Origin of the sequence: Paenibacillus rhizosphaerae, from assembly GCF_014192015.1 — a bacterium.
GTDB lineage: Bacteria > Bacillota > Bacilli > Paenibacillales > Paenibacillaceae > Paenibacillus_AQ > Paenibacillus_AQ rhizosphaerae.
Map to the genome: position 1 here is coordinate 86,912 of NZ_JACHXJ010000008.1, position 25,991 is coordinate 112,902.

28 protein-coding genes and 1 other annotated feature are annotated in these 25,991 nt (G+C 53.0%); all 28 genes read left to right on the plus strand.

Annotated features, from left to right (window positions below; all coding sequences use genetic code 11):
- Window positions 1-47: 47 nt before the first annotated feature.
- The gene (locus FHS19_RS32090) at window positions 48-290 is read left to right on the plus strand and encodes a DUF4321 domain-containing protein (protein WP_076174380.1); all 243 of its coding nucleotides are present in this window, start codon (window positions 48-50) and stop codon (window positions 288-290) included.
- A 25-nt stretch (window positions 291-315) separates the two neighbouring features.
- Window positions 316-918: a Maf family protein gene (locus FHS19_RS32095; protein ID WP_183587206.1), complete on the plus strand. Its 603-nt coding sequence runs from the start codon at window positions 316-318 to the stop codon at window positions 916-918.
- A 43-nt stretch (window positions 919-961) separates the two neighbouring features.
- Entirely contained in the window at window positions 962-1,651 is a 690-nt protein-coding gene (gene radC / locus FHS19_RS32100; RefSeq protein WP_183587208.1) for a RadC family protein, read from the plus strand.
- 39 nt (window positions 1,652-1,690) lie between these two features.
- Complete coding sequence (locus FHS19_RS32105) at window positions 1,691-2,725, plus strand: rod shape-determining protein (RefSeq protein WP_105446167.1); 1,035 nt, start codon at window positions 1,691-1,693, stop codon at window positions 2,723-2,725.
- Window positions 2,726-2,780: 55 nt separating this feature from the next.
- Complete coding sequence (mreC, locus tag FHS19_RS32110) at window positions 2,781-3,653, plus strand: rod shape-determining protein MreC (protein WP_183587210.1); 873 nt, start codon at window positions 2,781-2,783, stop codon at window positions 3,651-3,653.
- The gene (mreD, locus tag FHS19_RS32115) at window positions 3,650-4,180 is read left to right on the plus strand and encodes a rod shape-determining protein MreD (RefSeq protein ID WP_376772016.1); all 531 of its coding nucleotides are present in this window, start codon (window positions 3,650-3,652) and stop codon (window positions 4,178-4,180) included. The genes mreC and mreD overlap by 4 nt, the downstream gene beginning before the upstream one ends.
- Window positions 4,181-4,258: 78 nt before the next feature.
- A complete protein-coding gene (gene minC / locus FHS19_RS32120; protein ID WP_183587214.1) occupies window positions 4,259-4,921 on the plus strand; it encodes a septum site-determining protein MinC in 663 nt (220 codons plus the stop codon).
- 3 nt (window positions 4,922-4,924) lie between these two features.
- On the plus strand, window positions 4,925-5,719 hold the full coding sequence (gene minD, locus FHS19_RS32125; RefSeq protein WP_183587216.1) for a septum site-determining protein MinD: 795 nt from the start codon (window positions 4,925-4,927) through the stop codon (window positions 5,717-5,719).
- A gap of 331 nt (window positions 5,720-6,050) precedes the next feature.
- Window positions 6,051-6,566: a DUF2179 domain-containing protein gene (locus tag FHS19_RS32130; protein ID WP_094599411.1), complete on the plus strand. Its 516-nt coding sequence runs from the start codon at window positions 6,051-6,053 to the stop codon at window positions 6,564-6,566.
- A 540-nt stretch (window positions 6,567-7,106) separates the two neighbouring features.
- A complete protein-coding gene (locus FHS19_RS32135; protein WP_183587218.1) occupies window positions 7,107-8,276 on the plus strand; it encodes an ABC transporter ATP-binding protein in 1,170 nt (389 codons plus the stop codon).
- On the plus strand, window positions 8,273-8,932 hold the full coding sequence (locus FHS19_RS32140) for an ABC transporter permease (protein WP_183587220.1): 660 nt from the start codon (window positions 8,273-8,275) through the stop codon (window positions 8,930-8,932). Before FHS19_RS32135 ends, FHS19_RS32140 begins: the two co-directional genes overlap by 4 nt.
- Window positions 8,933-8,973: 41 nt before the next feature.
- On the plus strand, window positions 8,974-9,876 hold the full coding sequence (locus FHS19_RS32145; RefSeq protein WP_183587222.1) for a glycine betaine ABC transporter substrate-binding protein: 903 nt from the start codon (window positions 8,974-8,976) through the stop codon (window positions 9,874-9,876).
- Window positions 9,877-9,888: 12 nt separating this feature from the next.
- On the plus strand, window positions 9,889-10,587 hold the full coding sequence (locus FHS19_RS32150; RefSeq protein ID WP_183587224.1) for an ABC transporter permease: 699 nt from the start codon (window positions 9,889-9,891) through the stop codon (window positions 10,585-10,587).
- Window positions 10,588-10,801: 214 nt separating this feature from the next.
- Window positions 10,802-11,668, plus strand: a complete 867-nt coding sequence (locus FHS19_RS32155) for a M23 family metallopeptidase (RefSeq protein WP_246426945.1) — start codon at window positions 10,802-10,804, stop codon at window positions 11,666-11,668.
- A complete protein-coding gene (locus tag FHS19_RS32160; RefSeq protein ID WP_183587228.1) occupies window positions 11,661-12,524 on the plus strand; it encodes a M50 family metallopeptidase in 864 nt (287 codons plus the stop codon). Before FHS19_RS32155 ends, FHS19_RS32160 begins: the two co-directional genes overlap by 8 nt.
- A 127-nt stretch (window positions 12,525-12,651) precedes the next feature.
- A complete protein-coding gene (locus FHS19_RS32165) occupies window positions 12,652-13,896 on the plus strand; it encodes an Rne/Rng family ribonuclease (RefSeq protein WP_183587230.1) in 1,245 nt (414 codons plus the stop codon).
- 58 nt (window positions 13,897-13,954) lie between these two features.
- Window positions 13,955-14,041: a sequence feature (ribosomal protein L21 leader region), on the plus strand.
- 13 nt (window positions 14,042-14,054) lie between these two features.
- Window positions 14,055-14,366, plus strand: coding sequence for a 50S ribosomal protein L21 (rplU, locus tag FHS19_RS32170; protein WP_076174416.1), 312 nt, complete (start codon window positions 14,055-14,057; stop codon window positions 14,364-14,366).
- Between the two features lie 13 nt (window positions 14,367-14,379).
- Entirely contained in the window at window positions 14,380-14,712 is a 333-nt protein-coding gene (locus tag FHS19_RS32175) for a ribosomal-processing cysteine protease Prp (RefSeq protein ID WP_183587232.1), read from the plus strand.
- Window positions 14,713-14,729: 17 nt separating this feature from the next.
- A complete protein-coding gene (rpmA, locus tag FHS19_RS32180) occupies window positions 14,730-15,041 on the plus strand; it encodes a 50S ribosomal protein L27 (protein WP_076174421.1) in 312 nt (103 codons plus the stop codon).
- Window positions 15,042-15,280: 239 nt separating this feature from the next.
- Window positions 15,281-16,021: a Spo0B domain-containing protein gene (locus FHS19_RS32185; RefSeq protein WP_183587234.1), complete on the plus strand. Its 741-nt coding sequence runs from the start codon at window positions 15,281-15,283 to the stop codon at window positions 16,019-16,021.
- A 13-nt stretch (window positions 16,022-16,034) separates the two neighbouring features.
- Window positions 16,035-17,345 (plus strand): GTPase ObgE, encoded by a 1,311-nt coding sequence (gene obgE / locus FHS19_RS32190; RefSeq protein ID WP_183587236.1) that lies wholly within the window; start codon window positions 16,035-16,037, stop codon window positions 17,343-17,345.
- Window positions 17,346-17,555: 210 nt separating this feature from the next.
- Complete coding sequence (locus FHS19_RS32195; RefSeq protein WP_076174428.1) at window positions 17,556-17,993, plus strand: ACT domain-containing protein; 438 nt, start codon at window positions 17,556-17,558, stop codon at window positions 17,991-17,993.
- A 62-nt stretch (window positions 17,994-18,055) separates the two neighbouring features.
- On the plus strand, window positions 18,056-19,342 hold the full coding sequence (locus FHS19_RS32200) for a homoserine dehydrogenase (RefSeq protein ID WP_183587238.1): 1,287 nt from the start codon (window positions 18,056-18,058) through the stop codon (window positions 19,340-19,342).
- Window positions 19,343-19,390: 48 nt separating this feature from the next.
- The gene (gene thrC, locus FHS19_RS32205) at window positions 19,391-20,461 is read left to right on the plus strand and encodes a threonine synthase (protein ID WP_183587240.1); all 1,071 of its coding nucleotides are present in this window, start codon (window positions 19,391-19,393) and stop codon (window positions 20,459-20,461) included.
- Entirely contained in the window at window positions 20,458-21,417 is a 960-nt protein-coding gene (gene thrB, locus FHS19_RS32210; protein ID WP_183587242.1) for a homoserine kinase, read from the plus strand. The genes thrC and thrB overlap by 4 nt, the downstream gene beginning before the upstream one ends.
- Before the next feature lie 4 nt (window positions 21,418-21,421).
- Window positions 21,422-22,318 carry a prephenate dehydratase gene (gene pheA, locus FHS19_RS32215; RefSeq protein ID WP_183587244.1) on the plus strand — a complete coding sequence of 299 codons (897 nt, stop codon included), beginning with the start codon at window positions 21,422-21,424 and terminating at the stop codon, window positions 22,316-22,318.
- 3 nt (window positions 22,319-22,321) lie between these two features.
- Window positions 22,322-23,206, plus strand: coding sequence for a branched-chain-amino-acid transaminase (ilvE, locus tag FHS19_RS32220; RefSeq protein WP_076174439.1), 885 nt, complete (start codon window positions 22,322-22,324; stop codon window positions 23,204-23,206).
- Between the two features lie 168 nt (window positions 23,207-23,374).
- Complete coding sequence (locus FHS19_RS32225) at window positions 23,375-25,471, plus strand: LysM peptidoglycan-binding domain-containing protein (RefSeq protein WP_183587246.1); 2,097 nt, start codon at window positions 23,375-23,377, stop codon at window positions 25,469-25,471.
- Window positions 25,472-25,991: the final 520 nt, after the last annotated feature.

The following is a 25,991-nucleotide window of genomic DNA, read 5'->3' on the forward strand; positions in this document are numbered from 1 at the left end:
AACCGTATAATAATGTGGGTGTCAAATTATGGCGAGGGAAGAGAAGAATGAAGAAGAATGTTGGAATATTACTGCTGTTTCTGCTGCTTGGCTGGCTGGCGGGAGCATGGATAGCCAAAGCGCTGGAGCCTGTACAAGCTCTTTCTTTTCTGACCGCATCCACGATGATCAAATGGTCACCGCAAGCTAATTTGGACATTATCAGTTACGACATTACCATTCAAATGAAACTAAGCCTGCTGAGTTTGATCGGCATCATTGTCTCCGTGTGGCTGTATCGCAGGCTTTAACTACCGGACAAAGGAGATCCTTTCATTGAAATCAAACCATTCACGCCGCATTATTCTGGCATCAACTTCACCAAGAAGGCAGGAGCTGATCGCTTCTCTACATATTCCGTTTGAGATCCGTCCCAGTCACGCTGAAGAACATACACCCGAAGATTGGACACCGCAGCAGGTCGTGGAAGGACTGGCCCTACGCAAAGCGGAAGCCGTTCATGCCTCGCTTCACGGTCAGAAGGAAGATGCTGTGATCGTCGGCAGTGACACGGTTGTTGTGCTGGACAATCAGGTGCTGGGCAAGCCGGTCGACAAGCAGGATGCGGTTCGCATGCTGACATCGCTGCAAGGCCGGACCCACAAGGTATATACAGGAGTCGCCGTCATTGATGTCATGAACGGCAAAACGATGGTGCGCCATCGGGTAACGTCGGTGACGATGAAGCCGCTAAGCGGGCGCCAGGTAGAGGCTTACGCCATGAGCGGAGAGCCTGATGACAAAGCGGGCGCATATGCCATCCAGGGACTCGGGTCAACGATCGTCGAACGGATCGAAGGATGCTATTTTAACGTGGTGGGACTGCCGCTGTCCTTGCTTTCGGACATGCTGGGCGAGTTCGGAATCGACGTTTTGTGAAATTTGCGGATGTTATTTGAATGAAGGGAAAGAAGGGGAACCCATGGAGTCGCAAACTTATCTGCTGCGCGACATCCCCCATGAAGAACGGCCTAGAGAACGCATGCTTGAATATGGGGCGAGTGCTTTAAGCCATGCCGAACTGCTCGCTATTCTGCTTCGGACGGGAACACACCAGGAGTCAGCCGTACATTTGGCCCAGCGGATATTGAAGCAGGTCGGCAGTTTACGAAATCTGGTCGACCTGAGCGTAGAGGAGCTGATGTCCATTCGGGGCATCGGCAGCGCGAAGGCACTGCAGCTCAAGGCTGGAATCGAGCTTGGACAGCGCTTATCCAGAGCGCGCAAAGATGAACCCGTAACGATACGGAGCCCGAAGGATGCCGCGAATGTGCTGTCGGAGCAGCTACGGTATTTGCAGAAGGAACATTTTGTCTGTTTGTTTTTGAATACGAAAAATCACATTATTGCTCAAGAGACGCTTTCGATCGGCAGTCTGAACGCCTCCATCGTGCACCCCCGCGAGGTGTTTCGCGCAGCCATGAAGTGCAGCAGCGCATCCGTCGTCTGTGCGCATAATCATCCCAGTGGAGATCCCACCCCCAGTCCAGAAGATATTTCCCTGACCGCCCGGTTGAAGGAGGCAGGAGACATTGTGGGCATAGAGGTGTTGGATCATTTGATCATCGGCGATGGAGGATACGTCAGTTTGAAGGAGCAAGGCTTGATGTAATATAATAGTTGAGATTGACGAAGAAAGGGAGATTACAGCATGTTTGGGAGCTTCACGAAAGATTTGGGTATTGATTTGGGGACGGCGAATACGCTCGTTTATGTCCGTGGAAAAGGAATTGTCGTTAGGGAGCCCTCGGTAGTCGCTTTGCGCACCGACACGAAGAGTATTGAAGCTGTTGGTGAATCCGCCAAGAAAATGATCGGCCGCACGCCGGGGAATATCCGTGCCATCCGTCCGATGAAGGACGGGGTCATCGCAGATTTCGACACGACGGCCACGATGATTAAATATTTTATCCGTCAGGCGCAAAAGCAGCGCTCCATGTTCCAGCGCCATCCAAACGTGATGGTTTGCGTACCTTCGGGCATCACTGCGGTAGAGCAGCGGGCGGTTGAAGATGCCACCAAGCAGGCGGGTGCCCGTGAGGCGTACACGATCGAGGAGCCGTTCGCGGCAGCCATCGGCGCGGACCTTCCGGTATGGGAGCCGACAGGCAGCATGGTCGTTGACATCGGCGGGGGGACGACCGAAGTTGCGGTGATTTCCCTGGGCGGCATTGTTACGAGCCGTTCGGTCAGAGTGGCCGGCGACGAAATGGACGAATCTATCATTCAATATATTAAACGGCAATACAATTTAATGATCGGGGAACGGACTTCTGAGCAGCTCAAGATGGAAGTAGGCTCTGCGCTGCCGCTGGAACAGGTGGAAACGAGCGAAATCCGCGGACGCGACCTCGTAACCGGCCTGCCGAAGACGATCACCATCACATCCGACGAGATTAGTGAGGCTCTGTCTGACACGGTCAATGCGATCGTTGAAGCAGTGAAGGTTACGCTGGAGAAATGTCCGCCGGAGCTTGCCGCCGACATTATGGACCGCGGCATCGTCCTGACCGGAGGCGGAGCCCTGCTGCGTAACTTGGACAAGCTGCTGGCACAAGAAACCGGTATGCCGGTGATCGTGGCGGACAATCCGTTGGACTGCGTCGCCATCGGCACAGGCAAAGCTCTTGAGAACATTCATCTATTTAAATCCCGCAGCAGTTCGGCCGTGCGTTCCAAACGCTAGGCGGTTATAAGGCGGGTCACCCCTGATCATGGGAGAGAAATCAGTAAGTTAGAGGGTGTTAGAACTGTTTAAACTGCTCGGCAATAAGCGATTGTTTGTCATATTGATTGGCCTGGTTATGTTTATTGCGCTCATGGGATTTACGTTGGGGCCCCGGGCCTCATTATCCTGGCCCGAGAAGTTTTTGAGGGATACAGTCGGATTTGCCCAAAATATTTTTTATAAGCCCGCTGGTTACATAGCGGGCTTGTTTAAAGATATTGCCAATATGCGGGACATCTACAAAGAAAACGAGGAGCTTAAGATTGCTCTTGCCCATTATACGCGTGATAAGGTCAAATATAATCTTATGGAAGAGGAAAATAAGAACCTGGAAGAGAAGCTGCATTTTACGAATGCCCAGAAAGAGCGGAACAATTATACTTATCATATTACCCAGGTTGTTAGCGTCAACTCGGACACGGTAAACCGCTCCCTGGTCATTGATCTGGGCGAGCGGGACGGCATAAAGGTCGGCCAGTCTGTCATTTCAAGCGAAGGCCTTGTCGGAGTGATCAGCCATGTCAGCAACTTCACGTCGACCGTCAAGCTGATTACGACGATGGATGCGAAGGACCCGAATTCCAACGGCATTTCGGCAACGGCTTTAGACAATCATAAGGTGTTTGGAATTATCGAAAGTTATGACGAGGTCAGCAAGACCCTGCAGATGACCCAGATCAAAGAGGACGATCCGATCAAGGTAGGCGATACCATCGTTTCTGCAGGAGATCCGAGCAAGTATCCGCAGGGTCTGATCATCGGCGAAGTCACCAAGGTACAGGTTAGCCCATTCGGGAAGACGAAGACGGCAACGATCAAGCCTGCGGCGGAGTTCCAGGATTGGAAGCTGCTTTTCGTCGTATCGCAACCGGAGGTACCGCAATAATGGTCCGCAAGCAAGTGCTGATCCTGCTGCTGTTCGTCCTTTTTCTTCTCGAAGGGACGATCGTTCCGTGGTTGCTGCCGGGCTCCTGGCAGAACGTCATATCGCCGAATTTGGTCCTTATCGTCCTTTTATTTGTTTCGGTCTATCATCATCGCCATACCGCGCTCGTTCTCGGGATTATTTTCGGCATTCTGCATGACGTCGTCTTTTACGGAGATATGATTGGCACGTACTCCTTTGTTATGGGGGTTACAGCTTATATTATGGGCTTTATTTTTCGGATGCCGCGCGCCCAAATGCCGGTCATGATGACGGTCATCATTTTGGGAAGCCTGCTGTTTGACAGCCTGCTGTACGGGATTTACCGGGTGTTCTCGCTCACGGCCGTTCCGTATAACTGGAACCTGCTGCACCATATTCTGCCCGATCTGGTCGTTCATTTTGTTTTCGGGTTAATCATTTATGTTCCGCTGCGCAAGCAGCTTGAGAAGCTTGGTAAACGCGCAAAAATGGAAAAGGCGGCGTAAACCGCCCTTACAATTTGCAAAATCAGGCAGGAACTTATGTCTCCGGGAACGAAATGTATAGAGATGGGAGGGACAGGCATGGCAGTCAAATCGAATCATGTGACGATTAAGGGCATCAAAGATGGCCTGGTTTTCCTGCTCGATGACGAATGTGAATTTGAGGAGCTGCTGGGTGAGCTGAGGTACAAGCTGGAGCATACTCATCAAAATATTTTGACCGGACCGATTATTCATGTGGACGTAAAGCTTGGATCAAGACGTATATCGGAAGACCAGAAACAATCCATGCTGGACATCTTGAAGCAGAAGGGGAATTTGCTGATCCGTTCCGTGGAGATGCCTGAGGGGGAAGACGAGCCCGGGAAAGAGCCGGCCTATGCGGTCATGAGCGGAATGGTCCGATCGGGCCAGGTGCTGCATCATCACGGGGACCTGCTGTTCCTGGGCGACGTGAACCCGGGAGGAAGCATTCTGTGCACGGGTGATATTTATATACTGGGGGCTCTGCGTGGAATGGCCCATGCAGGCGTTGAGGGAAATGAGGAAGCGATTATTGCGGCATCCCATTTTGCCCCTACCCAGCTCCGGATTGCCGAGAGAATCAGCCGGCCTCCGGATGAATGGAACATTCGGGAGACGAGCATGGAATTTGCGTTTTTGCGCGACGGGGCCATGCAAATCGATAAAATTAGCAATATTGTCCGGATACGGCGGGATTTTAACGTGTTTAAAGGGGTGTAACACATGGGAGAAGCTATCGTCGTTACTTCCGGTAAAGGCGGTGTGGGCAAAACGACCACATCCGCGAACATCGGAACCGCGCTTGCGCTGCTTGGCAAAAAAGTGTGCCTGGTCGACACCGACATCGGCCTGCGCAATTTGGACGTCGTGATGGGTCTGGAGAACCGGATCATCTACGATTTATGCGATGTGGCGGAAGGGCGCTGCCGATTGAACCAGGCGCTGGTGAAAGATAAGCGCTTTGACGAGCTGTATATGCTTCCGGCCGCTCAGACCAAGGACAAAAATGCGGTGTCGCCGGAACAGGTCAAGGATATTATTCTTGAACTGAAGAAAGAGTACGAATATGTCATTATCGACTGTCCTGCCGGCATCGAGCAGGGATTTAAGAACGCGATTGCCGGAGCGGACAAGGCGATCGTCGTTACCACACCGGAGAACGCCGCGGTTCGCGACGCCGACCGCATTATCGGGCTGCTGGAGAGCTCTTCCGTGGAGTCACCTAAGCTGGTCGTGAACCGGATTCGGCCCAATATGGTCAAATCCGGAGACATGCTCGACATTGAGGATGTGCTCCAGGTGCTCAACATCGATCTGATCGGCATCGTGCCTGATGACGAGTATGTCATCAAAGCGGCCAACAGCGGGGAACCCACGGTGATGAACCCGGAATCGCGGGCCGCGATCGCATACCGCAACATTGCCCGGCGCATCCTGGGCGATACGGTGCCGCTGATGCAGCTGGACCAGAAGAAGAGCATGTTCACCCGTTTCAAAAAGCTGTTCGGGATGGGTTGACCGGATTTTTTTATACGATAATACCTCTAATAGACAAGGGATGGAGCCAATCGGCTTCATCCCTTTTTTAATAGATCAGAAAGTATAGGTTTCGGAGCCTCCGCTTCATAATCTCGCAAGAAAAACTTCCTCTAAACGCGGTCTGTCTTCTGTGAATGTATGTCGATAGACGCTTATGTTACTGCGTTTGTACTCCGCATGATCCCCTCCGGATCCCCTTGATCTGTAGGTCATATCCTTTCACTCAGCCATCCCGGGCGTGAATAGAGGCTTGGCGAATTGGGTTAAGTTACTACAAAGACAACTTGAGAATAGACAAGGGGGGCTTACCATGCTCGGAATACTGATTTTTATTTTCGTCATCCAAATTGTGTACGTCTCTTTCTTTACGCTGCGTATGATTCTGACGTTGAAAGGCCAAAAATATTTGGCCGCGGTGCTCAGCATGTTTGAAATTACGATTTATGTGCTCGGACTCAGCATCGTGCTGAAGTATGTCAATCAGCCGCTTTCTCTGATCGTGTATGCCGTGGGCTACGGCCTTGGCGTTCTGGTGGGCTCCTGGATCGAAAACCGGATTGCGCTCGGCTACATTACGATGAAGGTCATCGTCAATGATCCCGAGAGCGATATGGCCAACACGCTGCGCAATATCGGGTATGGCGTCACCTCCTGGATCGGCAGCGGCCGCGACGGCCATCGTCTGGTCTTCGAAGTGCTGGCCAAACGGAAAAACCAGAAGAAGCTCTACAACTCCATTCTGGAGCTTGACCCGAAGGCATTCATTGTCGTCACCGAGCCTGTCATGCTGCATGGGGGATTTTGGACCCGGGGAACGAAAAAATAGTGCTGGAAGACGTTTTATCCGGGATCGGGAGGCGGTACTGCAGTGGCTTCATTTTCTTTTTGTAAAAAAAGCTCCCCCTGCCTGTTTCATTTTGCAGCAAAATGGGTAATAAACTGGAACCTGCTGTGAGCCAGCCAGGCAGGAGGTCCCAAATTTTCACTTGGAACCGGATCCACAGTCGCATTTCGTCCATCGTCCGTCCAGGTCCAAAAGAGTTAGGCTTGTCTATTTGCGTTTTGGCATGTTTGTTGATCGCGTGAATCTAAGAATGCACGGATGCTTTGCTTCTTCCATTTGTTGCAAATGGCAACGTTGCATGCCGTATTTGGATGATTCCTTTAACTCCCCGTAAGGAAAACCGCTTTTCCACTACATAACAGGCCATGAGCCTAATCTATGAAACAAGCTCGGATACTTGAAGTTTGAAGCGATGTCTGATGGACCTGATTCCATTCGCGCACCTTGTGTTTATACCGGATGACGGATGATATGCGAAATGCTCCACATACTATGAATACAGCTGGCAAAAGGAGCGATTGAATGATTGTACTGGATCATGTAAACAAAGTGTATGATGACGGGTTTCATGCCCTCAAGGACATCAACCTTGAGTTTAAAAAGGGTGAAATTACAGTCTTGATCGGCCCGAGCGGATGCGGCAAATCGACGACCATGAAGCTGATCAATGCCCTGAACACCCCTTCCTCCGGAAAAGTACTGATCGACGGAAAAGACATCTCCGGGCTTAACCCGGTGGAACTGCGCCGGAATATCGGATATGTCATTCAGAGCGTAGGCTTGTTCCCTCATATGAATATCGCCAAAAACGTGGCGGTCGTCCCTCATTTGAAAAAGTGGGATAAAGAGAAAACCGACCGGAAAGTGAACGAACTGCTCGACCTGGTCGGTCTCGACCATACCATATACCGGAACCGTTATCCTTCCGAGCTCAGCGGCGGGCAGCAGCAGCGGGTCGGGGTCATCCGGGCACTGGCGGCCGACCAGGATATCATCCTGATGGACGAGCCGTTCTCGGCGCTGGACCCGATCAGCCGGGAGCAGCTGCAGGATGAGCTCATCCGGCTGCAGCAGGAGCTGAACAAGACGATCATTTTCGTGACGCATGATATGGATGAAGCGATCAAAATCGCGGACACGATCGTGCTGATGAAGGACGGGCAAATCGTTCAGACCGGGAAGCCCGAGGCGATTTTGCGTCATCCGGCGAACGGTTTCGTCCGCAACTTTATCGGCCAGAAACGGCTGCAGAGCGAAAACGAGCTTTCCTATGAAATTCCGCTCGTCGACGACGTCATGATTACGAATCCCGTGACGGCATTCCCGAATCGTGGCTTGGCGGAAGCGATCAAAATGATGGAGTCCAAGCGCGTAGATTCCCTGTTTATCGTGGACCGGAACAAGCAACTGCAGGGAGCGGTCTCGATTTATCGGGTGCTCGACATGTATGGGGAAGAGGGCAAAACGGTTGCCGACGTCATGATCCCTGTCCGCTTCTCGGTAGCTTCGGGCAGCACGCTGCCCCAGGCCATTGAGCTCATGGACAGCCACCAGCTGAGCAATGTCCCCGTGGTCGACGGAAATAACCGGTTCCTGGGATTGGTGACCCGGGGCAGTGTCGTCAAGCATCTGGCCGAGGTGTATCCGAACCTGGCCCCTCCGCAGCCTGCCGGAGAGGGGGAGCCGGTGTGAATGAATTTTGGAGCTTTATTACCGAAAGGTACCCGGATATCCTGGTGGCCCTCCGGCAGCATCTGACCATCTCCTTTTCCGCGGTCATCCTAGGGACGATCGTGGCAGTCCCTATCGGCATTTTGCTGGTATACAACCGGGTCGGCTGGATCAACAGCGTGGTATTTTTTATCGCGAACCTGTTCCAGACCGTCCCGAGCCTGGCGCTGCTGGCCATTCTGATTCCGCTGCTCGGCATCGGCGTGAAGCCGGCGATTTTGGCGCTGCTGCTGTACTCCCTCATGCCGATTCTGCGGAACACTTACGACGGATTTCAGTCGGTGGATAAAGGCGTGCTGAATTCCGCCAAAGGCATGGGATACAGTGCAGCCCAGACGATTCTGAAAATCCAGCTTCCCTTATCGCTTCCTTATATTATGTCTGGCGTACGGATTACGACGGTATATATCATCAGCTGGGCAACGCTCGCTTCCCTGATCGGGGCTGGCGGACTCGGGCAGCTGATCGTTTCGGGGCTCGGCGTCAACAAGCCGGAAATGATCTTTATCGGCGGCATCGGTGCGGTTGTGCTGGCTCTGGTGGCCGACGGCCTGCTGGGGCTGCTGGAAGGCTGGCTGACCCGGCGCTACCGTCAAACCCGGAGTGCTGCCGTATGACAAGGCTGACGAAGCCCTTTAGACTGATCCGAGGAGGCGTGATGAAACTGAAAACGTTCAAATTGTCGTTATTTTTATGCTGTGCCATCCTACTGACAGGCATCACTTCGGCCTGCGGGATCCAGCAGGATGTGATCATCGGAACCCAAACCTACACCGAAACGAAAATTCTGGCCGAAATGTACAAGGCCTTGATTGAAGATAAAACCAACGTCAGCGTCGACATTATTCCGGACCTGGCTTCAAGCTCGATCGTCATCAATTCGATGAAAAGAAACGACATTCAAATGTCCACGCTCTATACGGGCGAAATTTTCAACAACCATTTTCCGATCAGCGAGACCAAGGACCGGGCGAAAGTGCTCGAAGAAGCCAAGGCTGGCTTTGACAAGTATTTTCATTTTACCTGGTTGGACCCGTTAGGCTTTGAAAATACGTATGCCTTTACAGTTCGTAAAGATCTCGCCGAATCGAAGGGCTACCAAAAGATTTCGGATGTCAAAAACGATATGGCGTCCATGAAGCTTGGCGTGGATACGACGTGGCTGGAACGGGAAGCGGACGGTTACCCGGCCTTTTCCAAGGCTTACGGCATCCATTTCGGGCAGGTGTTCCCGATGGAGATCAGCCTCGTGTACAGCGCGGTGGCGAACAAACAGGTCGATATCGTGCTGGCTTATTCCACGGATTCCCGCTTGAAAGCCTATCAGCTGCAGACGCTGAAGGACGACAAGCAGTTCTTCCCTCCGTACGACGCGAGTCCGGTGATCCGGACGGACATCCTCCAAAAGCATCCTGAAATCAAAGATGCCATTACTCCGTTGATCGGGCATATCGATGCCGACACGATGATTTCGCTGAACTACCAGGTGGATATCGAGAAGAAAAGCGAGCGGGAAGTCGCGATTGCCTATTTGAAGGAGAAAGGTTTGATCAAGAGCTAGAGGAGGGTTAGCATGGACGAGAAAAAGCTAACATTTATGGATTTCGTATCTTATGTCTCGCGGAACAGCGGGCTATTATGGGAGTATTTCATCCAGCATATTTTGATGGTGGTGATCGGGCTGGGGCTTGCGATCGTCATCGGTGTACCGCTTGGTATTTTGTGCTCCAGAAGCCGCTGGGTAGCGAAGGTCATTTTGTTCATCACCAACATTCTGCAGGTCATCCCCAGCCTGGCGATGCTTGTCATCCTGATGCTGTGGCTCGGCCTGGGCATGAAGACGGTGATGGTCGGTTTGTTCCTGTATTCGCTCAACCCGATCGTCCGTAATACGTACGTCGGTCTCAAGCAGGTGGACCCAAGCTATATGGAATCCGGCAGAGGCATCGGCATGAGTCCGTTTCAGCTGCTCTATAAAGTCCGGTTCCCTTTGGCGCTGACCTATCTGATGTCAGGGATCCGCATCGCCGCCGTTATTGCGATCGGTGTCGTGACGATTGCGCCATTGGTCGGCGGCAGCGGTCTGGGAAGAGAAATTTACGCGGGCCTGAACAGCAACAACTCGCTGCGGATTTTCGCCGGGGCCATCCCTGCGGCGCTGCTGGCGATTGTGGCGGATATCGTGCTGGGCGCCCTGCAGAAGAAGCTGGACCTGAGCAAAAGGAAGTCGTCGGGCGCCGCCCCGGTACCGCCTAAAATTCAGAAGGTGTGAGGAATGGAATCAACAGCAGCCTCGGGAGTCTCCCGGGGCTGCTTTTTTTGTGTTCCGTAACTGTGTGAATAGGTATTGGAGCAGCGAAGACCTCTCAACGCCAATAGCCAATGCTATGGAATCAAATGGTGGAATAGGCTTGTTCTAAAAACGGGACTTTCCCACATAAACTGGTATAAAACAAGCCTCGAAAAGGGGATGAGCACAAGTGGACATGAAATCTTCCATCAAACAGCGGAGAGAAGAACGGATCCGCGATCTGCTGACCAGAGACGACGATTTGTCAAAAACGATGCCGATCCAGCCTCCTTCGCAACCTTCGCCGTTGCCTGTGCGGGACGAGCCAAAGCTGTGGAGCCGGGGCAAACTGCCCGCGAGCTACGTGCCCGAGCCTGATCCGGAAAAGCAGTGGAAAAAGGAACGTTATCAGGCCGGCGGCCCCTTTCATAGAAAGCACCATTTTGTTTCCGGCTTCATGTGGCGCCTGTTTTTCAGCGCCATCGTCTTTGCGGGAGTGTGGGGGGTGTTCCACTTTCCGATCAACCAGCCGTGGAGCGGCAAAGTACAAAGCTTTGTCGTTCAATCGCTGAACCGGGAAATGGATTTTCAGGCCGCCGAAGCATGGTATGAAACATACTTCGGCAAAGCGCCCTCTTTTATCCCCATTTTCAAACAGGATCCGGTGTCTCCGCTGAAAGTCGATGCCTCCAAATCGATGGTGCCACCGATCGAAGGTAAAATCGTACAGGCTTTCGCCGTCAATTTAAAAGGAGTGGAAATTGCTCCGGACCAGGTTTCAAATACGGCGCTTCAGGTGAAAAGTGTAGAAACGGGACGCGTCATGGAAGTGTCGGATTCGCCGGAAACCGGAGTCTCGGTGACCATCCAGCACTCCGGCGGCCTGGTTGCGACATACAGCCATTTGCAGGAGACGCAGCTGCAGAAGAACGATTGGGTCGAGGCCGGAGACACGGTCGGGTCGCTTGGACAGGGGAATGACGGTGAAACGCCGACCCTGTTCTTAGCGGTCAAAGAAGGGGGCCATTATGTGGATCCGGCCGATGTGATCCCGATTGATTAACGTTCGAGGAATGACCCTGTCGCTGCACCCGTTTTTTGTGATCCTGATGCTGTTTTCGGTCGTTACCGGGCATTTCCTTGAGCTGATTACGCTGTTCGTGATCGTCTTCATTCATGAGCTGGGACATGCCGGGGCCGCGCTGATGTACGGCGTGCGCATCCGATCCATTCAGTTCCTCCCGTTCGGCGGGGTGGTGGAAATCGAAGATCAGGGCCGGCTGACCGCGTGGAAGGAAATCGTCATTGCGGCAGCGGGGCCTTTGCAAAACGGAATGATGATCCTGTTCGCGCTGCTCCTCCGTCTGGCCGGCTGGGGAGATGGCGCCTTTCTGTCTTATGTAATTTATGGCAACGCGATGATAGCATTGTTTAATCTGCTGCCGATTTTACCCCTTGACGGAGGGAAAATATTACAGTCGGCCGCCAGCTTATTTTTCCCTTATCACCGTACGCTTCTCTGGTCCTCGAGGATCAGTATTGGGGCGAGTGCGATCGTCATTATATGCGCGCTGGCACCGCTTTTTCAAGGCAAGGGCAGCGTTCAGCTCAACCTGCTGCTGATCGGTATTTTTCTGCTGTACTCGAACTGGGTCGACTACCGGAACCTGCCTTACCGATTTACAAGATTTCTCATGCACCGCGAATCGATGTACACCCGCTCCAGAGCGGACGGTGGACTCGCGCAGCCCATCGTTGCCGATCCGGCGAAACATTTGGACAGTATCCTGCGTCTATTAAAAAGAGAGAAATACCATCTTATTTATGTGATGAACGAGCGCGGAAATATCATTGCCGTGCTTCCCGAGCAGCGCATTATTTCTGCTTATTTTGCGACAGATCGTACTTCGTGGATATAAATACGCAAGGAACAACGAACGTGAAAAAGGTGTGAATGCGGGCTGCTCCTAACTTAGGGATGGAGCTAATTTAAAGGAGATTTCATGGTACAATGAAAAGGATATGTCTTCTGGCAGGGGTGAAGCCATGAAACAAATGATCGTTCACGTCGAACCGAAGCTGACTCAGATGGCGCTCTTGGAGGAAGGCAAGCTGGTGGAATTCGCTGCCGAGCGGAGCCAGGGGCACAGTCTGGTCGGGAGCTTTTACAAAGGGCGTGTCGTCAACGTACTGCCCGGCATGCAGGCCGCGTTTGTAGATATCGGCCAGAAAAAGAACGCCTTTTTATACGTGGACGACGTGCTGCATCCGCATTTGGAGAAGCAGCCGAAGGACAAGCCGAATATCGAATCGCTGCTGCGCGTCGGGCAGGAGATCGTCGTTCAGGTGATGAAGGAGCCGCTTGGCGGTAAAGGGCCGAGGGTGACGACGCACTATTCGCTTCCGGGCAGATGGATCGTGTATATGCCGCATGCGGATTACGTGGCCGTCTCTAAGAAGGTCTACCGGGAGCACGACCGGAACCGGCTTAAAGTGCTGGGCGATTCCCTCCGGAGGAACGGTGAGGGCGTCATTATGCGGACTGTCTCCGAGGATGAGCATCCGGATGCCATCGAAGGGGATTTGAATTCGCTGCGGGATCAGTGGCTAAGCATCCAGGAGAAGGCCGATGCCTGCGCAGCACCGTGCCTGCTGCACCGGGATCTCAGCATCGTGCAGCGGTTTATCCGCGACGTGTTCGATCCGGGGCAGGACGAGCTCTGGATTGACAGCAGGCCGGAAGCGAGGGAAGCCGAGCTGTTTCTGGAGGAGATTGCCCACGGCGGGCACCGGCCCGTTCGAATGCACCAGGGCCACGAGCACATCTTTAAGGCCCATGGCGTTCAAGAGCAGCTGGAGCGGGATTTTGCGCGCAGGGTGACGCTGGAGAGCGGAGGCACGATCGTGCTGGACCAGACCGAGGCGCTGACGGTCGTCGATGTCAATACGGCGAAATATACCGGCGGCGGCAATCTGGAAGAGACGGTCACGAAGACCAATCTGCAGGCGGCTGAGGAAATCGCCCGGCTGATCCGTCTCCGCGACATCGGCGGCATCATTATCGTCGATTTTATCGATATGGAAGAGGAGAAGAATCGGCAGGAGGTCGTCAACCGGCTGGAGGCGGGCATGAGCCGGGACCGGACCAAAAGCCATGTCGTCGGCTGGAGCAAGCTCGGACTGCTGGAGCTTACCCGGAAGAAAGTCAGGGAGGACACGGCAGTTATGTTTTCCAAACCATGCGAAGCATGCGGCGGTACGGGGAAAATAAACCTTCTGAGCGCGCATTGACTTATGATAGACGAATATGTTAATATCTATGAGTATGTGTCCAGTATTTATTGCTTGTCACATGCTGTAACCGCTCCGGTCGGGTTTACAAGTGCCGCTGTTTAAGACGGCAGGCCACCTGGATTAGGCGAGTCTGAGACATGAGGAGGTGCAAGCAAATGTACGCAATTATCGAGACAGGCGGTAAACAATACAAAGTTCAAGAGGGCGACGTATTGTTCATCGAGAAGCTGAACGCAGCCGATGGCGAGAGTGTGACTTTCGACCGTGTATTGGCCGTATCCGGTGACAACGGTCTGGTGGCAGGAACTCCAGTCGTAGCCGGCGCATCCGTAACCGCTAAAGTTGAGAAGCATGGTAAGGGCCAGAAGGTTGTTGTATACAAATACAAGCCTAAGAAGAACTACCACAAGAAGCAAGGTCATCGTCAGCCATACACAAAAGTTACGATCGAGAAGATCCAAGCGTAAGAAGGTGCGCTAATTGATTAACGTACGGATATTACGCCGGGAAGACGGCAAGATTCGTGGCTTTGAAGTGAAGGGGCATGCGAACTACGCGAAGGCTGGAGAAGACATCGTATGCGCCGGAGTATCGGCGGTCACGGTGGGAACGGTCAATTCGGTAGAAGCATTAACCGGAACGGTCATGGACAGCAGAATGAACAACGGTTTTCTGAGCGCGGACGTTCCTTCGATGGAGGAATCAGGCGTGCACGAACAGGTTCAGTTGCTGCTGGAATCGATGGTGGTTATGCTGAAATCCATAGCAGAATCATACGGGAAGTATATTCAAATACAAGAAATACATTACTAACAGAAGGAGGAGACAACATGTTAAAGCTGAATCTTCAATTGTTCGCTTCGAAAAAAGGTGTTGGTTCCACAAAGAACGGACGCGACAGCCAAGCGAAACGTCTCGGCGTTAAGCGTGCTGACGGCCAAACCGTTACTGGCGGAAGCATCTTGGTTCGCCAGCGCGGAACGAAAATTCATCCTGGTACGAACGTGGGCATCGGCAAAGACGACACTCTGTTTGCTAAAGTGGACGGCGTTGTGAAATTCGAACGTTGGGGCCGCGACCGCAAGAAAGTGAGCGTTTATCCTGTGGATGTCGCTCCTGTAGCGGCTGCAGTAGAAGCTTAATTGTCTGCGAACGCAGAATGAACAAGAAGCCTCCGGCAATGCTTGCCGGGGGCTCTTTTTGAATTAAAGCATATTCTCGGGCGCCCCCCTGCAAGAACCTGAATATACGTTGGAGCAAAAGCCCCACTTGGTGGGGTTATTTTGTAGGCCGTGTATTATTGATGAACATCACTGGGCAATTATGGTATACTGGGCAATGATGTTAACAATTTCATGTGTGGGACGGGATGGGGAGTGCTATGAAATTTGAGAAGAGCATAATGGCCGCAGCGGTCATTTCAATCGTGATTCCGTTAGTATTTATATACCGGGGCGGCTCATGGATTTGGTACATGATCTTTCCGCTGTGGGTATTAGCGGTGCTTTTTCTCGGATATGCGCAGATTCGCCGAAGTACTTCGCGTCATCATGATGCCGTAGTCCGCAGTCTGGAGCAGACGGCCATCCGGACGCTCAACCATCACCGCCATGACTGGATGAACGATTTGCAAATTTTGTATGGTTATATCAAGCTCGGGAAAAGTGATAAAGCGGTTCAGTGTGTGGAAAGAATAAAGGAGCAGATGGCTGTCGAAAGCAAAATTGCCAAGCTGGGCATTCCTTCGCTTATTTTCTATCTCCAGTCTTTTCGCAGTACCAGCAGCAATATGGAGCTGGACGTTCACGTGGATGACCAGATGACGCTGATCAACAACCTTAGCCAGGAAGAAGGGGCAAACCTGGCCGTGGCTGTCATCCAAACGATCCGGGCATATCAATACAGCGGCAAGTCCTCGCGGGGCGAGTCCCGTAAACTGCTCCTGAGCCTTCATGAGGAAGGCACCGAGCTGATCGTGAGATTTGAGGAAGAAGGTTCCCATGGGGACCCGGAACTGCTTCGGCAGCAAATATATAATGTGGTACAAGGCAAGAAAATGAAAGCAGAGCAGATCGATCCGACTCAGGCTTCATTTGAATTGCGCGTGCCGTGTGGAGCATGAGGAAGGTGAAGTCATGTTTGTAGATAAAGCAAAAGTCTATGTCAAAGGCGGCGACGGTGGTGACGGCCTGGTGGCTTTCCGCCGGGAGAAATACGTTCCGGAAGGCGGACCTGCCGGCGGTGACGGCGGCAAGGGCGGAGATGTCATTTTCCGTGTGGACGAAGGTCTGCGCACGCTGATGGATTTCAGATACCAGCGCCATTTCAAAGCCAAGCGCGGCGAGAAGGGCCGCAATAAGAGCCAGCATGGCGCAGGGGCGGAGGACATGATCGTCCGCATTCCGCCGGGTACCGTGCTGATTGACGATGACACGGGCGAAGTCATTGCCGACTTGACGCGTCATGGACAGCAGGTGGTCGTTGCCAGAGGCGGCCGCGGCGGACGGGGCAACATCCGTTTTGCCACCCCGAACAACCCGGCTCCCGAGCTCGCCGAGCACGGGGAGGAAGGCCAGGAACGGTATGTGGTGATGGAGCTGAAAGTGATGGCCGACGTCGGTCTGGTCGGCTTCCCGAGCGTAGGGAAGTCCACGCTTTTGTCGGTCGTTTCCGGTGCGAGACCGAAGATCGGGGCGTACCACTTTACGACGATTACGCCGAACCTCGGCGTCGTGGAGGTCGCTGAAGGCCGGAGCTTCGTCATGGCGGACCTGCCGGGATTGATCGAGGGCGCTCATGAAGGGGTCGGCCTCGGGCACGAGTTCCTCCGTCACGTGGAGCGGACCCGCGTCATCATCCATGTGGTGGATATGGCGGGATCCGAAGGAAGGGATCCGTACGAGGACTGGGTCAAAATCAACGACGAGCTGAAGCTGTACAACGCCAACCTGGCCGAGCGGCCGCAGATCGTAGCGGCGAACAAAATGGATATGCCGGAATCGGGAGACAACCTGGCCGAATTCCGTGAAAAGGTAGGCAAGGACAGACCCGACCTGGAGATCATGCCGATCTCCTCGCTGACCCGGCAGGGCGTTCAGGAGCTGCTGTACCGGGCGGCGGATCTGCTGGACCAGATTCCTGTGGAAGCCGCGCTGGAAGAGGTACCGGAAATTGCTGAAAGAAAAGTGTACAAGCTGGATAAGACCGAGGACAACTCGTTCACGATTACGAGAGACAACGAGGCTTATGTGGTCCACAGCGTCAAGATTGAGCGCCTGCTCAAACGCATGCAGATGAATTCGCATGAAGCGATTTTGAAGCTTGCGCGGACGATGCGCCATATGGGGATCGACGATGAGCTTCGCAAACGTGGTGCCGTCGAGGGCACGATTGTGAGGATCGCCGATTTTGAATTCGAGTTTGTAGAAGGCAGCAGCTACTATTAAACATCCATGGAGCCGGACACCGTATATTTCGTATACGGCGTCCGGTTTTTTTTGTTGCGCGGTTCCTGTGTTTCTGACATTTTACGTTACATAGCGGGCATTTTTTTGTATGATGGAGATTAAAAAGGCGTCGGACTATTGACCGTCAGGCAAGGGTTCCTTTATAATGTCCACTATATGAATACATCAGTCTTTGAGGAGAGGACGTTCGTGAAAGAACGCTATTATTTGGTCCGGGAAGACATTTTGCCGGAAGCCGTTGTCAAGACGATGCAGGTGAAACAGCTGCTAGCGGCCGGGGATGCGAAGACGGTTCATGAAGCCGTGGAACAAGTCGGCCTGAGTCGCAGCGCTTTTTATAAATACAAAGACGGAATCCACCTGATCAACCAGCTGGAGCGCGAGCGGATCGTGACGATTTCCATCGATATGGAGCACCGGGCGGGCATGCTGTCGAAAGTGCTGAGCACGGTGGCCGGTTATGGCGGAAACGTGCTGACGATCCACCAGAGCATTCCTTTGCAGGGGATGGCGAACGTAGTGATATCCGTCGAAGTGACGCGACTTGGCGACGAGCTTGGGGACATGCTGGAAGGCATGCGCGACGTAGCGGGAGTCAAGCGGGCGAATTTGATCGGACAGGGGTAAGTCCGTGCCTGACGTCACTAAAGACAAAGAATGTTATTTGGAGATTCACGGGAGGTATGAGAATGAAGCCGGTTAAAGTTGGATTGTTGGGTCTGGGCACGGTCGGTACGGGGGTCGTCAGGATCGTGGAAGGCCATCAGGAGGATTTGAGCAGCCAGGTAGGCTCTCCGGTCATCATCGAAAGGATTGCGGTGAAGAACTCCGGGAAAACGCGCAGCGTGGCCGTTGATCAAGGCAAATTGACGGAAGATCCGTGGGATGTCATCCGTGACCCGGAAATTGACGTCATTGTCGAAGTGATGGGCGGTATTGATGAGACGAAGTCCTACATTTTGGAGGCGCTGGAGCGCGGAAAGCATATCGTCACGGCCAACAAGGACCTGATGGCACTGCACGGAGCGGAGATTTTGGCCAAGGCTCAGGAGAAGCAGTGCGACGTTTTCTACGAGGCGAGTGTGGCGGGAGGCATTCCGATTATACGGACGCTGATCGAAGGATTTTCTTCGGACCGCATTTTGAAGATCATGGGGATCGTGAATGGCACGACCAACTATATTTTGAGCAAAATGAGCCAGGAAGGCGCGTCCTATGAGGATGTGCTGGAGGAAGCGCAAAAACTGGGTTATGCCGAATCCGACCCGACCTCCGATGTCGAAGGATTGGACGCCGCCCGCAAGATGGCAATTCTGGGTACGCTCGGCTTCCGCTCCAACATCGAGCTGAAGGACGTCAGCGTGCGCGGTATCTCGCAGGTGACCAAGGAAGACATTACGTATGCCAAACGCCTTGGCTACGAAATGAAGCTGCTTGGCATTGCGGACCGGCAGGACGATCATTTCAGCATCAGCGTTCAACCGACGATGGTGCGCAAAGGGCATCCGATCGCCTCCGTGAACGGCGTCTTCAATGCCGTATACGTGTACGGGGAAGCGGTTGGCGAGACGATGTTTTACGGCGCGGGCGCCGGCGAAATGCCGACGGCTACCTCCGTTGTGGCCGACCTGATGGCCGTCATCAAGAACCTTAGACTGGGCGTCAACGGCCTGAAAGCGATCGTTCCTTACAAGCCGAAGAAGCTGAAGACCGATGAACAGATCAGTTACAAAAACTTTATCCTGCTTCACGTTGACGACAAAGCCGGTGTTCTCGCCAAAATTACGCAGGTGTTCGCCGAATTCGGAGTCAGCCTCGAATCCGTCGTACAGCAGCCGAACGAGCACAATCCCGAGGCGGAGATTATCATCGTCACCCATCATGCCAGCAAAGCGAGCATGGACAAGGTGCTGCAGCATTTTGAAGGGCTGGACGTCATCCGCAGAATCAAGAGCGTATACCGGGTTGAGGGGTAACCCCGCCCATTCAAATCACTACCTCGAACACAGAAAAGGAGTCTTACGATGCCATACCAAGGTTTACTGCAAACGTACAAGGAATATTTACCCGTGAACGACAACACGCCTCTCCTGACGCTGAAGGAAGGCAACACCCCTCTGATCCGTGCCGAAAATTTGTCGGAGGAGCTTGGACTCGACCTTTATTTTAAATATGAAGGGCTGAACCCGACCGGTTCGTTCAAAGACCGCGGCATGGTCATGGCCGTTGCCAAGGCGATGGAGGAAGGCAGCCGTACGATCATGTGCGCCTCCACGGGCAACACCTCGGCTGCAGCGGCGGCCTACGCGGCGCGCGGCGGCTTGAACTGCATCGTTCTCATCCCGAACAACAACATTGCGCTCGGCAAGCTGGCGCAAGCGATGATTTACGGTGCCAAGGTCATTGCCATTGAGGGCAACTTTGACCGGGCCCTGGAGATCGTCCGCGACATTACGGCCAAGCATCCGATTACGCTCGTAAACTCCGTCAACCCGTTCCGTATTGAGGGACAAAAGACAGCCGCATTCGAAGTGGTGGACCAGCTGGGCAAAGCGCCGGACGTGCTGGCCATTCCTGTAGGCAATGCAGGCAATATCTCCGCGTACTGGAAAGGCTTCAAGGAATATCACGCAGCCGGCAAAGCCTCCTCGCTGCCGCGCATGGTCGGTTTCGAAGCCGAGGGCGCAATGGCCATCGTGAAGGGTGAGCCGATACTTGAACCGGAAACGGTCGCAACCGCCATCCGGATCGGCAACCCGGCCAGCTGGAAGACCGCAGTCGCTGCAGCAGAGGAATCAAACGGTCAGATCAATTACGTCACTGACGATGAGATTCTGAGCGCATACCGCACCATTGCCGCACGTGAGGGCGTCTTTGCCGAGCCGGCTTCCGCCGCATCGGTAGCAGGGGTGTACAAGCTGAAGCGGGAAGGATTTTTCAAAGGTGGAGAGACGGTTGTCTGCGTCCTGACCGGGAACGGACTGAAGGACCCGAACGTGGCGCTGAAAACGGTCAACGCTGAGCCCGTCGTCGTTCCGGATACGGAGGAAGCCGTTATGGAGGCGATCGCGAAGCTGGAAGAGGAACGGGTATGATTCAGCCTGACGGGGTACGGGTGAAAATTCCTGCCAGTACCGCGAATCTCGGACCGGGCTTTGACACGCTGGGTATGGCGCTGTCCTTGTATGCCTGGATCGAGATGAAGGAAGCGGAGCAGACCGTATTTCATTTGTACGGAGACGAAATGCAGGGAATTCCCCGGGATAAAAGCAATCTTTTGTATCAAGTTGCGCAGCAGGTATTCGAGCGGGCGGGAGTGCATGTGCCCGAGCTCGAAATATCGATGTATTCCGACATCCCTTTGACCCGTGGGCTGGGAAGCAGCGCCACGGCAATTGTCGGGGCATTGGCTGCGGCCAACGCGCTCATCGGGTCACCGCTGAGCAAAGCGGACTTGTTCGATATGGCCACAGGGATTGAGGACCATCCCGATAATGTCGGGGCATCTCTGTATGGCGGCATCATCACGGCGATTTGGGACGGCGTTCATGCCGAATGCATCCGCTTCGATCCGCCTGAAGATCTGGAAGTGCTGGTGGTTGTTCCGGATTTTGAGCTGCAGACTTCGGAAGCAAGGAAAGTTTTGCCGGATCATATCAGCCGTAAGGATGCAGTGTATAATGTAAGTCGGGCCTCCTTTTTGGTCGGAGCGCTGGCCGGCGGCCGGATGGACCTCATCGGCAAAGCGATGTTGGACCGTCTGCATCAGCCGTACCGGGCTCCCCTCATTCCGGGCATGACTCGGATTTTGGAGGAAGCGGGCAATCACGGCGCGCTTGGCGTGGCGCTGAGCGGTGCGGGTCCTACGCTGCTCGCTTTGGTGGACCGCCAACAATCCAGAAAGAACGAACTGGAAGCCTTCCTCCTGAATACGATGAGGGCTGAGGGCATCAACGCATCCGCCAAATGGCTGCTTCCCGACGTGGAGGGAGTCGTTGAGATTTCCGGGATGCCGTCCCGTTCATTTATGGATATGGTAAAGGGGAAGTAAGCGCATGAAACGAATTGCATTATTGCCGGAAGGGTCGGTGTCGCACGAAGCGGTGGCGTATTTGCTCGGGGAAGAGCCGGTGGAGCTGGTATATCATAAGCTGATTTCCGACGTATTTTTATCGACGGCTCAGGGCAAAACCGATTATAGCGTCATTCCGATCGAGAACACGATTGAAGGCTCGGTAAGCCTGCATATGGACTGGTTGGTGAATGAAGTCGATATTCCGATGCGGGTGGAGTGGGTCTATCCGTCAATTCAAAATTTGATCGGTGACCGCCAGGAGTTTGTGTCCGAGGCGGGGGAGATCGATTACAGCCGGATTGAGAAAATTTTGTCTCACCCTGTGGCCACGGCGCAGTGCCAGCAGTTTATCCGCCAGCATGCCCCGCAGGCGGAGCTGATCAACGCAGGCAGCACAACCGAAGCCGTAGGCATCGTCAAAGCCAATCCGGGCAAAGGCTGGGCCGCCATTGGCACAACACTCGGAGCGGCAACTCACGGCCTCGACGTGTTGGCCAAACGCATTACCGATCACGATAACAATTTTACCCGGTTCGTTCTGATCGGCCATGAGGAACTTCCGCCGCTCGACCGGCCGGTTGAACAGCAAAAAACGAGCGTGCTGGTGACGCTGCCCGAAGATTTTGCGGGAGCGCTGCATCAGGTGCTTGCAGCCTTTGCTTGGAGGCGTTTGAATTTGTCGCGGATTGAATCCAGACCAACCAAGAAAAAGCTGGGAAGCTATTACTTTTATATCGATGTGCTCGAATCCGTGGATTCGGTGCTGCTGACGGCGGCCTTCGGCGAGATCGAAGCGCTGGGCTGCCAGGTACGCGTGCTGGGCTCCTACCCGAGCTTTACTTATCAGGATCAGGAACAAAATTCGGAGGTGCGGTAACAGATGTCAGAACAGTGGATTTACTTAGATGGAGAATTTGTAACGAAAGAAAACGCGAAAGTTTCGGTGTTTGATCACGGCTTCCTGTATGGGGACGGCATTTTTGAAGGAATCCGGATCTATGAAGGCAACATTTTCAAATGCAAAGAGCACTTGGACCGCCTGTATGATTCCGCTAAATCGATCGATTTGGTCATCCCGCTTTCCTTCGAGGAAATGCGCGACGCCATGGCGGAAACGATTCGCCGGAATGATATGCGCAACGGATATATCCGCTTGATCGTATCGCGCGGTGTGGGGAACCTGGGTCTGGATCCGAGACGCTGCCCGAAGCCAACCGTTCTGATTATTGTGGAGCAGCTGGCGATTTATTCGGAGGAAGCTTATTTGAACGGACTGAGAGCGGTATCGGTATCGCAGCGCCGCAACCTGCCTGACGCGCTGAATCCGAAGATTAAATCCCTAAACTATCTGAATAACATTTTGGTCAAAATCCAGTCGAATTTCGCGGAAGCGGACGAGGCGATCATGCTGAATGCGCAGGGATATGTGACCGAAGGCTCGGGCGACAACATTTTCCTCGTTAAAAACGGTGTCGTCTACACTCCTCCTTGTTACCTTGGAGCACTGGAAGGCATTACGCGCATGGCGATTATCGAGCTCTGCGAGAAGCTGGGCTACAAGCTGAAGGAAGAGCCGTTCAGCATGCACGATGTGTACATTGCCGACGAAGTATTCTTTACCGGAACCGCTGCCGAAGTGATCGCCGCTCGCGAAATCGACGGACGCGTCATCGGACAGGGACAGGCTGGACCGGTCACTTTGAAGCTTCTTGAAGAATTCCGTAAAATCGTTACGCAGGACGGTTACAAAGTTTGGGAATCCTGATTCCGACAGCCTTTTTATGACCTGTTTTTCTCTAAAATCCTTTCACGATCTTCTTCGTGGAAGGATTTTTTTGTCTAAAGGGATGTCATCCGCCTATCCCCTGCATAAGATGTAGTAACGAATGGAGGCGAACCCACGCCTACAAGAAGTTTAGGAGGTATTTGCCGCGTGAAAATACACATGGTCAAAAGTGGCGACACATTATATGAGCTTTCGAAAAAATACGGCGTTCCTTTGCAAAAAATTATCGACGCCAACCCGCAAATCTCCGATCCAAATCAGCTTACGGTCGGACAGAAAGTCAAAATTCCTGCGGAACCCATACAGGTTCCAAACAACGATCAAATCATCCATAAGCATGTCGTCAAGCAGGGAGACAGCCTTTGGAAATTGTCCAAAGCCTGGGGCGTTACGCTCAAGGATATGATCGACGCCAACCCGCAGCTCAAAAATCCGAACGCGCTCCTTGTAGGGGAAGTGGTCAACATCCCTAAAGTCGGTGGCGTAACAGCCGAGAGTGTAGACGGGAATGCAAATGCCAAAACGATCCCCGGCAACAAAACATATACCGGTCCCAAAGAAGAAATGACGGCACCGAATGAGGAGAACGTAGAGCCGGAAGAGGCAGAAAAGCCGAACAAAGAAGAGCTTACCGCGCCTATGGAAGAAAATAAGGAAGAGAACAATGCCCAGGTGCTGCCGCAGCAGCTTCCCGAGCTGCCGAACATACCGTCCCCGCCCCCGCTCCCCAACCTGTCGATGAACCAGGAAATGCCGGAAATGACCTCGCCGAATTACACCTTTCCAAACGTGATGCCCGTAGCGGAAAACCAGCCTAACGTTATGCCTATTGCCGAAAACCAGCCTAACGTCATGCCTGTTGCCGAAAACCAGCCCAACGTGATGCCGAGTATGGAGAATAAACCGAACATCATGCCTGCGGTGGAAAACCAACCCAACGTGATGCCGGCAGCCGAGAAGAAACCGGCCTACAGCAAAGAGACCATTTACAGCGAAGTTACGCACAACCTCTTTATTCAGTATCCAGGCCCCGTGCACGAAGTCGCTTCCTATTACGACATGCCGAATGCCGAGAATGAGAACCTTCAGCACGCCATGAAAGAAAATAAGCAGAAAACACCTTATTATCCGGGAATCGTTCAGGGTACCGAGTATGAACCGGCCCCCAACGCTTATCCGACGGGTGTATCCCCAGCCTATGCGCCGCATTGGGAAAATCACGAGCATCCGGTCGCTTATGAGCCCATCCATGTGGGGCCGGCCCATTACCAGCCGAATGAGGCGTTCCCGCATAGTGTAGAGCCAGCGTTTTATCATCCGGTACACACCGGAATTGCGCCTTATAGTCCATGTGGGTGCCAAGGAGTGGTATCACCATATTCGGGAATGGATCCATTCTACGCTCAGCCCTATAGTGAGCCGATAGCAGCATATCCAAACGCGAATGCCATGTTTCCTAATACTCAAGTAAGTCCGGCAGCAGCTTATCCGAACCAAATGCCAATGGTATCTCCAGCGGAGGCTTATCCGAACCAAATGCCGATGGTATCTCCAGCCGAGGTTTATCCGAACCAAATGCCGATGGTATCTCCAGCGGAGGTTTATCCGAACCAAATGCCAATGGTATCTCCAGCGGAGGCTTATCCGAACCAAATGCCGATGGTATCTCCAGCCGAGGTTTATCCGAACCAAATGCCGATGGTATCTCCAGCGGAGGTTTATCCGAACCAAATGCCGATGGTATCTCCAGCGGAGGTTTATCCGAACCAAATGCCGATGGTATCTCCAGCGGAGGTTTATCCGAATTACGCACCGATGCCTCATTATCCAGAAGTGGATCCGGCATATGCTTATCCGCATTTTGCTTATCCCACTCCATATGATTGGTGCTATCCGTCGCCCTATGGAATGGGGGTTCCATCGACGTTGGGAGCCTATGAGCATGGAGGGCCCAACGCCCCTTTTGTAGGGGCCGCCGAGAACGCGGCGTACTGGGATCGTAATCCGGCGCCCGCCTATCCAGCTCCGATTGGGGAGGAGGAAGCCCAAGCAACAGCGGCCATCAACGAGGCAGCGGTCCATGAGACATCCGAGGTGGAGGGAGTTGAGCCTGCGGCTGACGAGACAGCATCCACCCCTAAGGATAAAGCGAAGGCTAATAAATCGAAAGCTCCCGCCGCCAAAAAGGATAGAAAAAGCACAGCTGCAGACAGATCGCGTAAAAATCCATGGATTAATGGATGATAGCAGGTCAATTTGAGCAGAAGCAGGCATTTCGAGGTGATCGCCGGAATGCCTGCTTTTAATTGAGTTCAAGCTTTGTATCATTGTATCCATACTTCTGCAAGAGCAAATCCGATTAATGGCGATTTGTACTCTATGAAAACTGTAACATTATATGAGAACTAGTAAGAATATATGAAAAAGATGCTTGAATTATGTTAGAGTTTATTTTGTTCTGGGTAAAAATATACTATGGATTGATGGAATATTTTGTGTGTTGCGGCAGCGGTGACAACTGTGATAAATTATAAGTCCGGCCGAGTTAACCAGTTAGCAGGCCAGGGGAAATGAGATTTGATAGAAAAAACCTCTTCAAAGAAAGTCTTGCAAAGCTATCGAGTCTATGATATATTATAAGAGTTGCTGCTGAAACAACAGGCGGTAACAAAACGAAGTTTGATCTTTGAAAACTGAACAACGAGTGAGTATAAACGCGACGGTCTTATGACCGGAGCGAATGGAGATTAAATCAATCTCGTCA

What these genes read in the sequence shown, in the direction of transcription:
- FHS19_RS32165 (WP_183587230.1), top strand. Translation starts at nt 12,652, where the DNA reads ATGAAACAAATGATCGTTCACGTCGAACCGAAGCTGACTCAGATGGCG.
- minC (WP_183587214.1), top strand. Translation starts at nt 4,259, where the DNA reads ATGGCAGTCAAATCGAATCATGTGACGATTAAGGGCATCAAAGATGGC.
- FHS19_RS32150 (WP_183587224.1), top strand. Translation starts at nt 9,889, where the DNA reads ATGGACGAGAAAAAGCTAACATTTATGGATTTCGTATCTTATGTCTCG.
- minD (WP_183587216.1), top strand. Translation starts at nt 4,925, where the DNA reads ATGGGAGAAGCTATCGTCGTTACTTCCGGTAAAGGCGGTGTGGGCAAA.
- rpmA (WP_076174421.1), top strand. Translation starts at nt 14,730, where the DNA reads ATGTTAAAGCTGAATCTTCAATTGTTCGCTTCGAAAAAAGGTGTTGGT.
- rplU (WP_076174416.1), top strand. Translation starts at nt 14,055, where the DNA reads ATGTACGCAATTATCGAGACAGGCGGTAAACAATACAAAGTTCAAGAG.
- FHS19_RS32200 (WP_183587238.1), top strand. Translation starts at nt 18,056, where the DNA reads ATGAAGCCGGTTAAAGTTGGATTGTTGGGTCTGGGCACGGTCGGTACG.
- FHS19_RS32090 (WP_076174380.1), top strand. Translation starts at nt 48, where the DNA reads ATGAAGAAGAATGTTGGAATATTACTGCTGTTTCTGCTGCTTGGCTGG.
- pheA (WP_183587244.1), top strand. Translation starts at nt 21,422, where the DNA reads ATGAAACGAATTGCATTATTGCCGGAAGGGTCGGTGTCGCACGAAGCG.
- thrC (WP_183587240.1), top strand. Translation starts at nt 19,391, where the DNA reads ATGCCATACCAAGGTTTACTGCAAACGTACAAGGAATATTTACCCGTG.
- obgE (WP_183587236.1), top strand. Translation starts at nt 16,035, where the DNA reads ATGTTTGTAGATAAAGCAAAAGTCTATGTCAAAGGCGGCGACGGTGGT.
- FHS19_RS32135 (WP_183587218.1), top strand. Translation starts at nt 7,107, where the DNA reads ATGATTGTACTGGATCATGTAAACAAAGTGTATGATGACGGGTTTCAT.
- radC (WP_183587208.1), top strand. Translation starts at nt 962, where the DNA reads ATGGAGTCGCAAACTTATCTGCTGCGCGACATCCCCCATGAAGAACGG.
- FHS19_RS32105 (WP_105446167.1), top strand. Translation starts at nt 1,691, where the DNA reads ATGTTTGGGAGCTTCACGAAAGATTTGGGTATTGATTTGGGGACGGCG.
- ilvE (WP_076174439.1), top strand. Translation starts at nt 22,322, where the DNA reads ATGTCAGAACAGTGGATTTACTTAGATGGAGAATTTGTAACGAAAGAA.
- FHS19_RS32130 (WP_094599411.1), top strand. Translation starts at nt 6,051, where the DNA reads ATGCTCGGAATACTGATTTTTATTTTCGTCATCCAAATTGTGTACGTC.
- FHS19_RS32155 (WP_246426945.1), top strand. Translation starts at nt 10,802, where the DNA reads ATGAAATCTTCCATCAAACAGCGGAGAGAAGAACGGATCCGCGATCTG.
- FHS19_RS32185 (WP_183587234.1), top strand. Translation starts at nt 15,281, where the DNA reads ATGAAATTTGAGAAGAGCATAATGGCCGCAGCGGTCATTTCAATCGTG.
- thrB (WP_183587242.1), top strand. Translation starts at nt 20,458, where the DNA reads ATGATTCAGCCTGACGGGGTACGGGTGAAAATTCCTGCCAGTACCGCG.
- FHS19_RS32145 (WP_183587222.1), top strand. Translation starts at nt 8,974, where the DNA reads ATGAAACTGAAAACGTTCAAATTGTCGTTATTTTTATGCTGTGCCATC.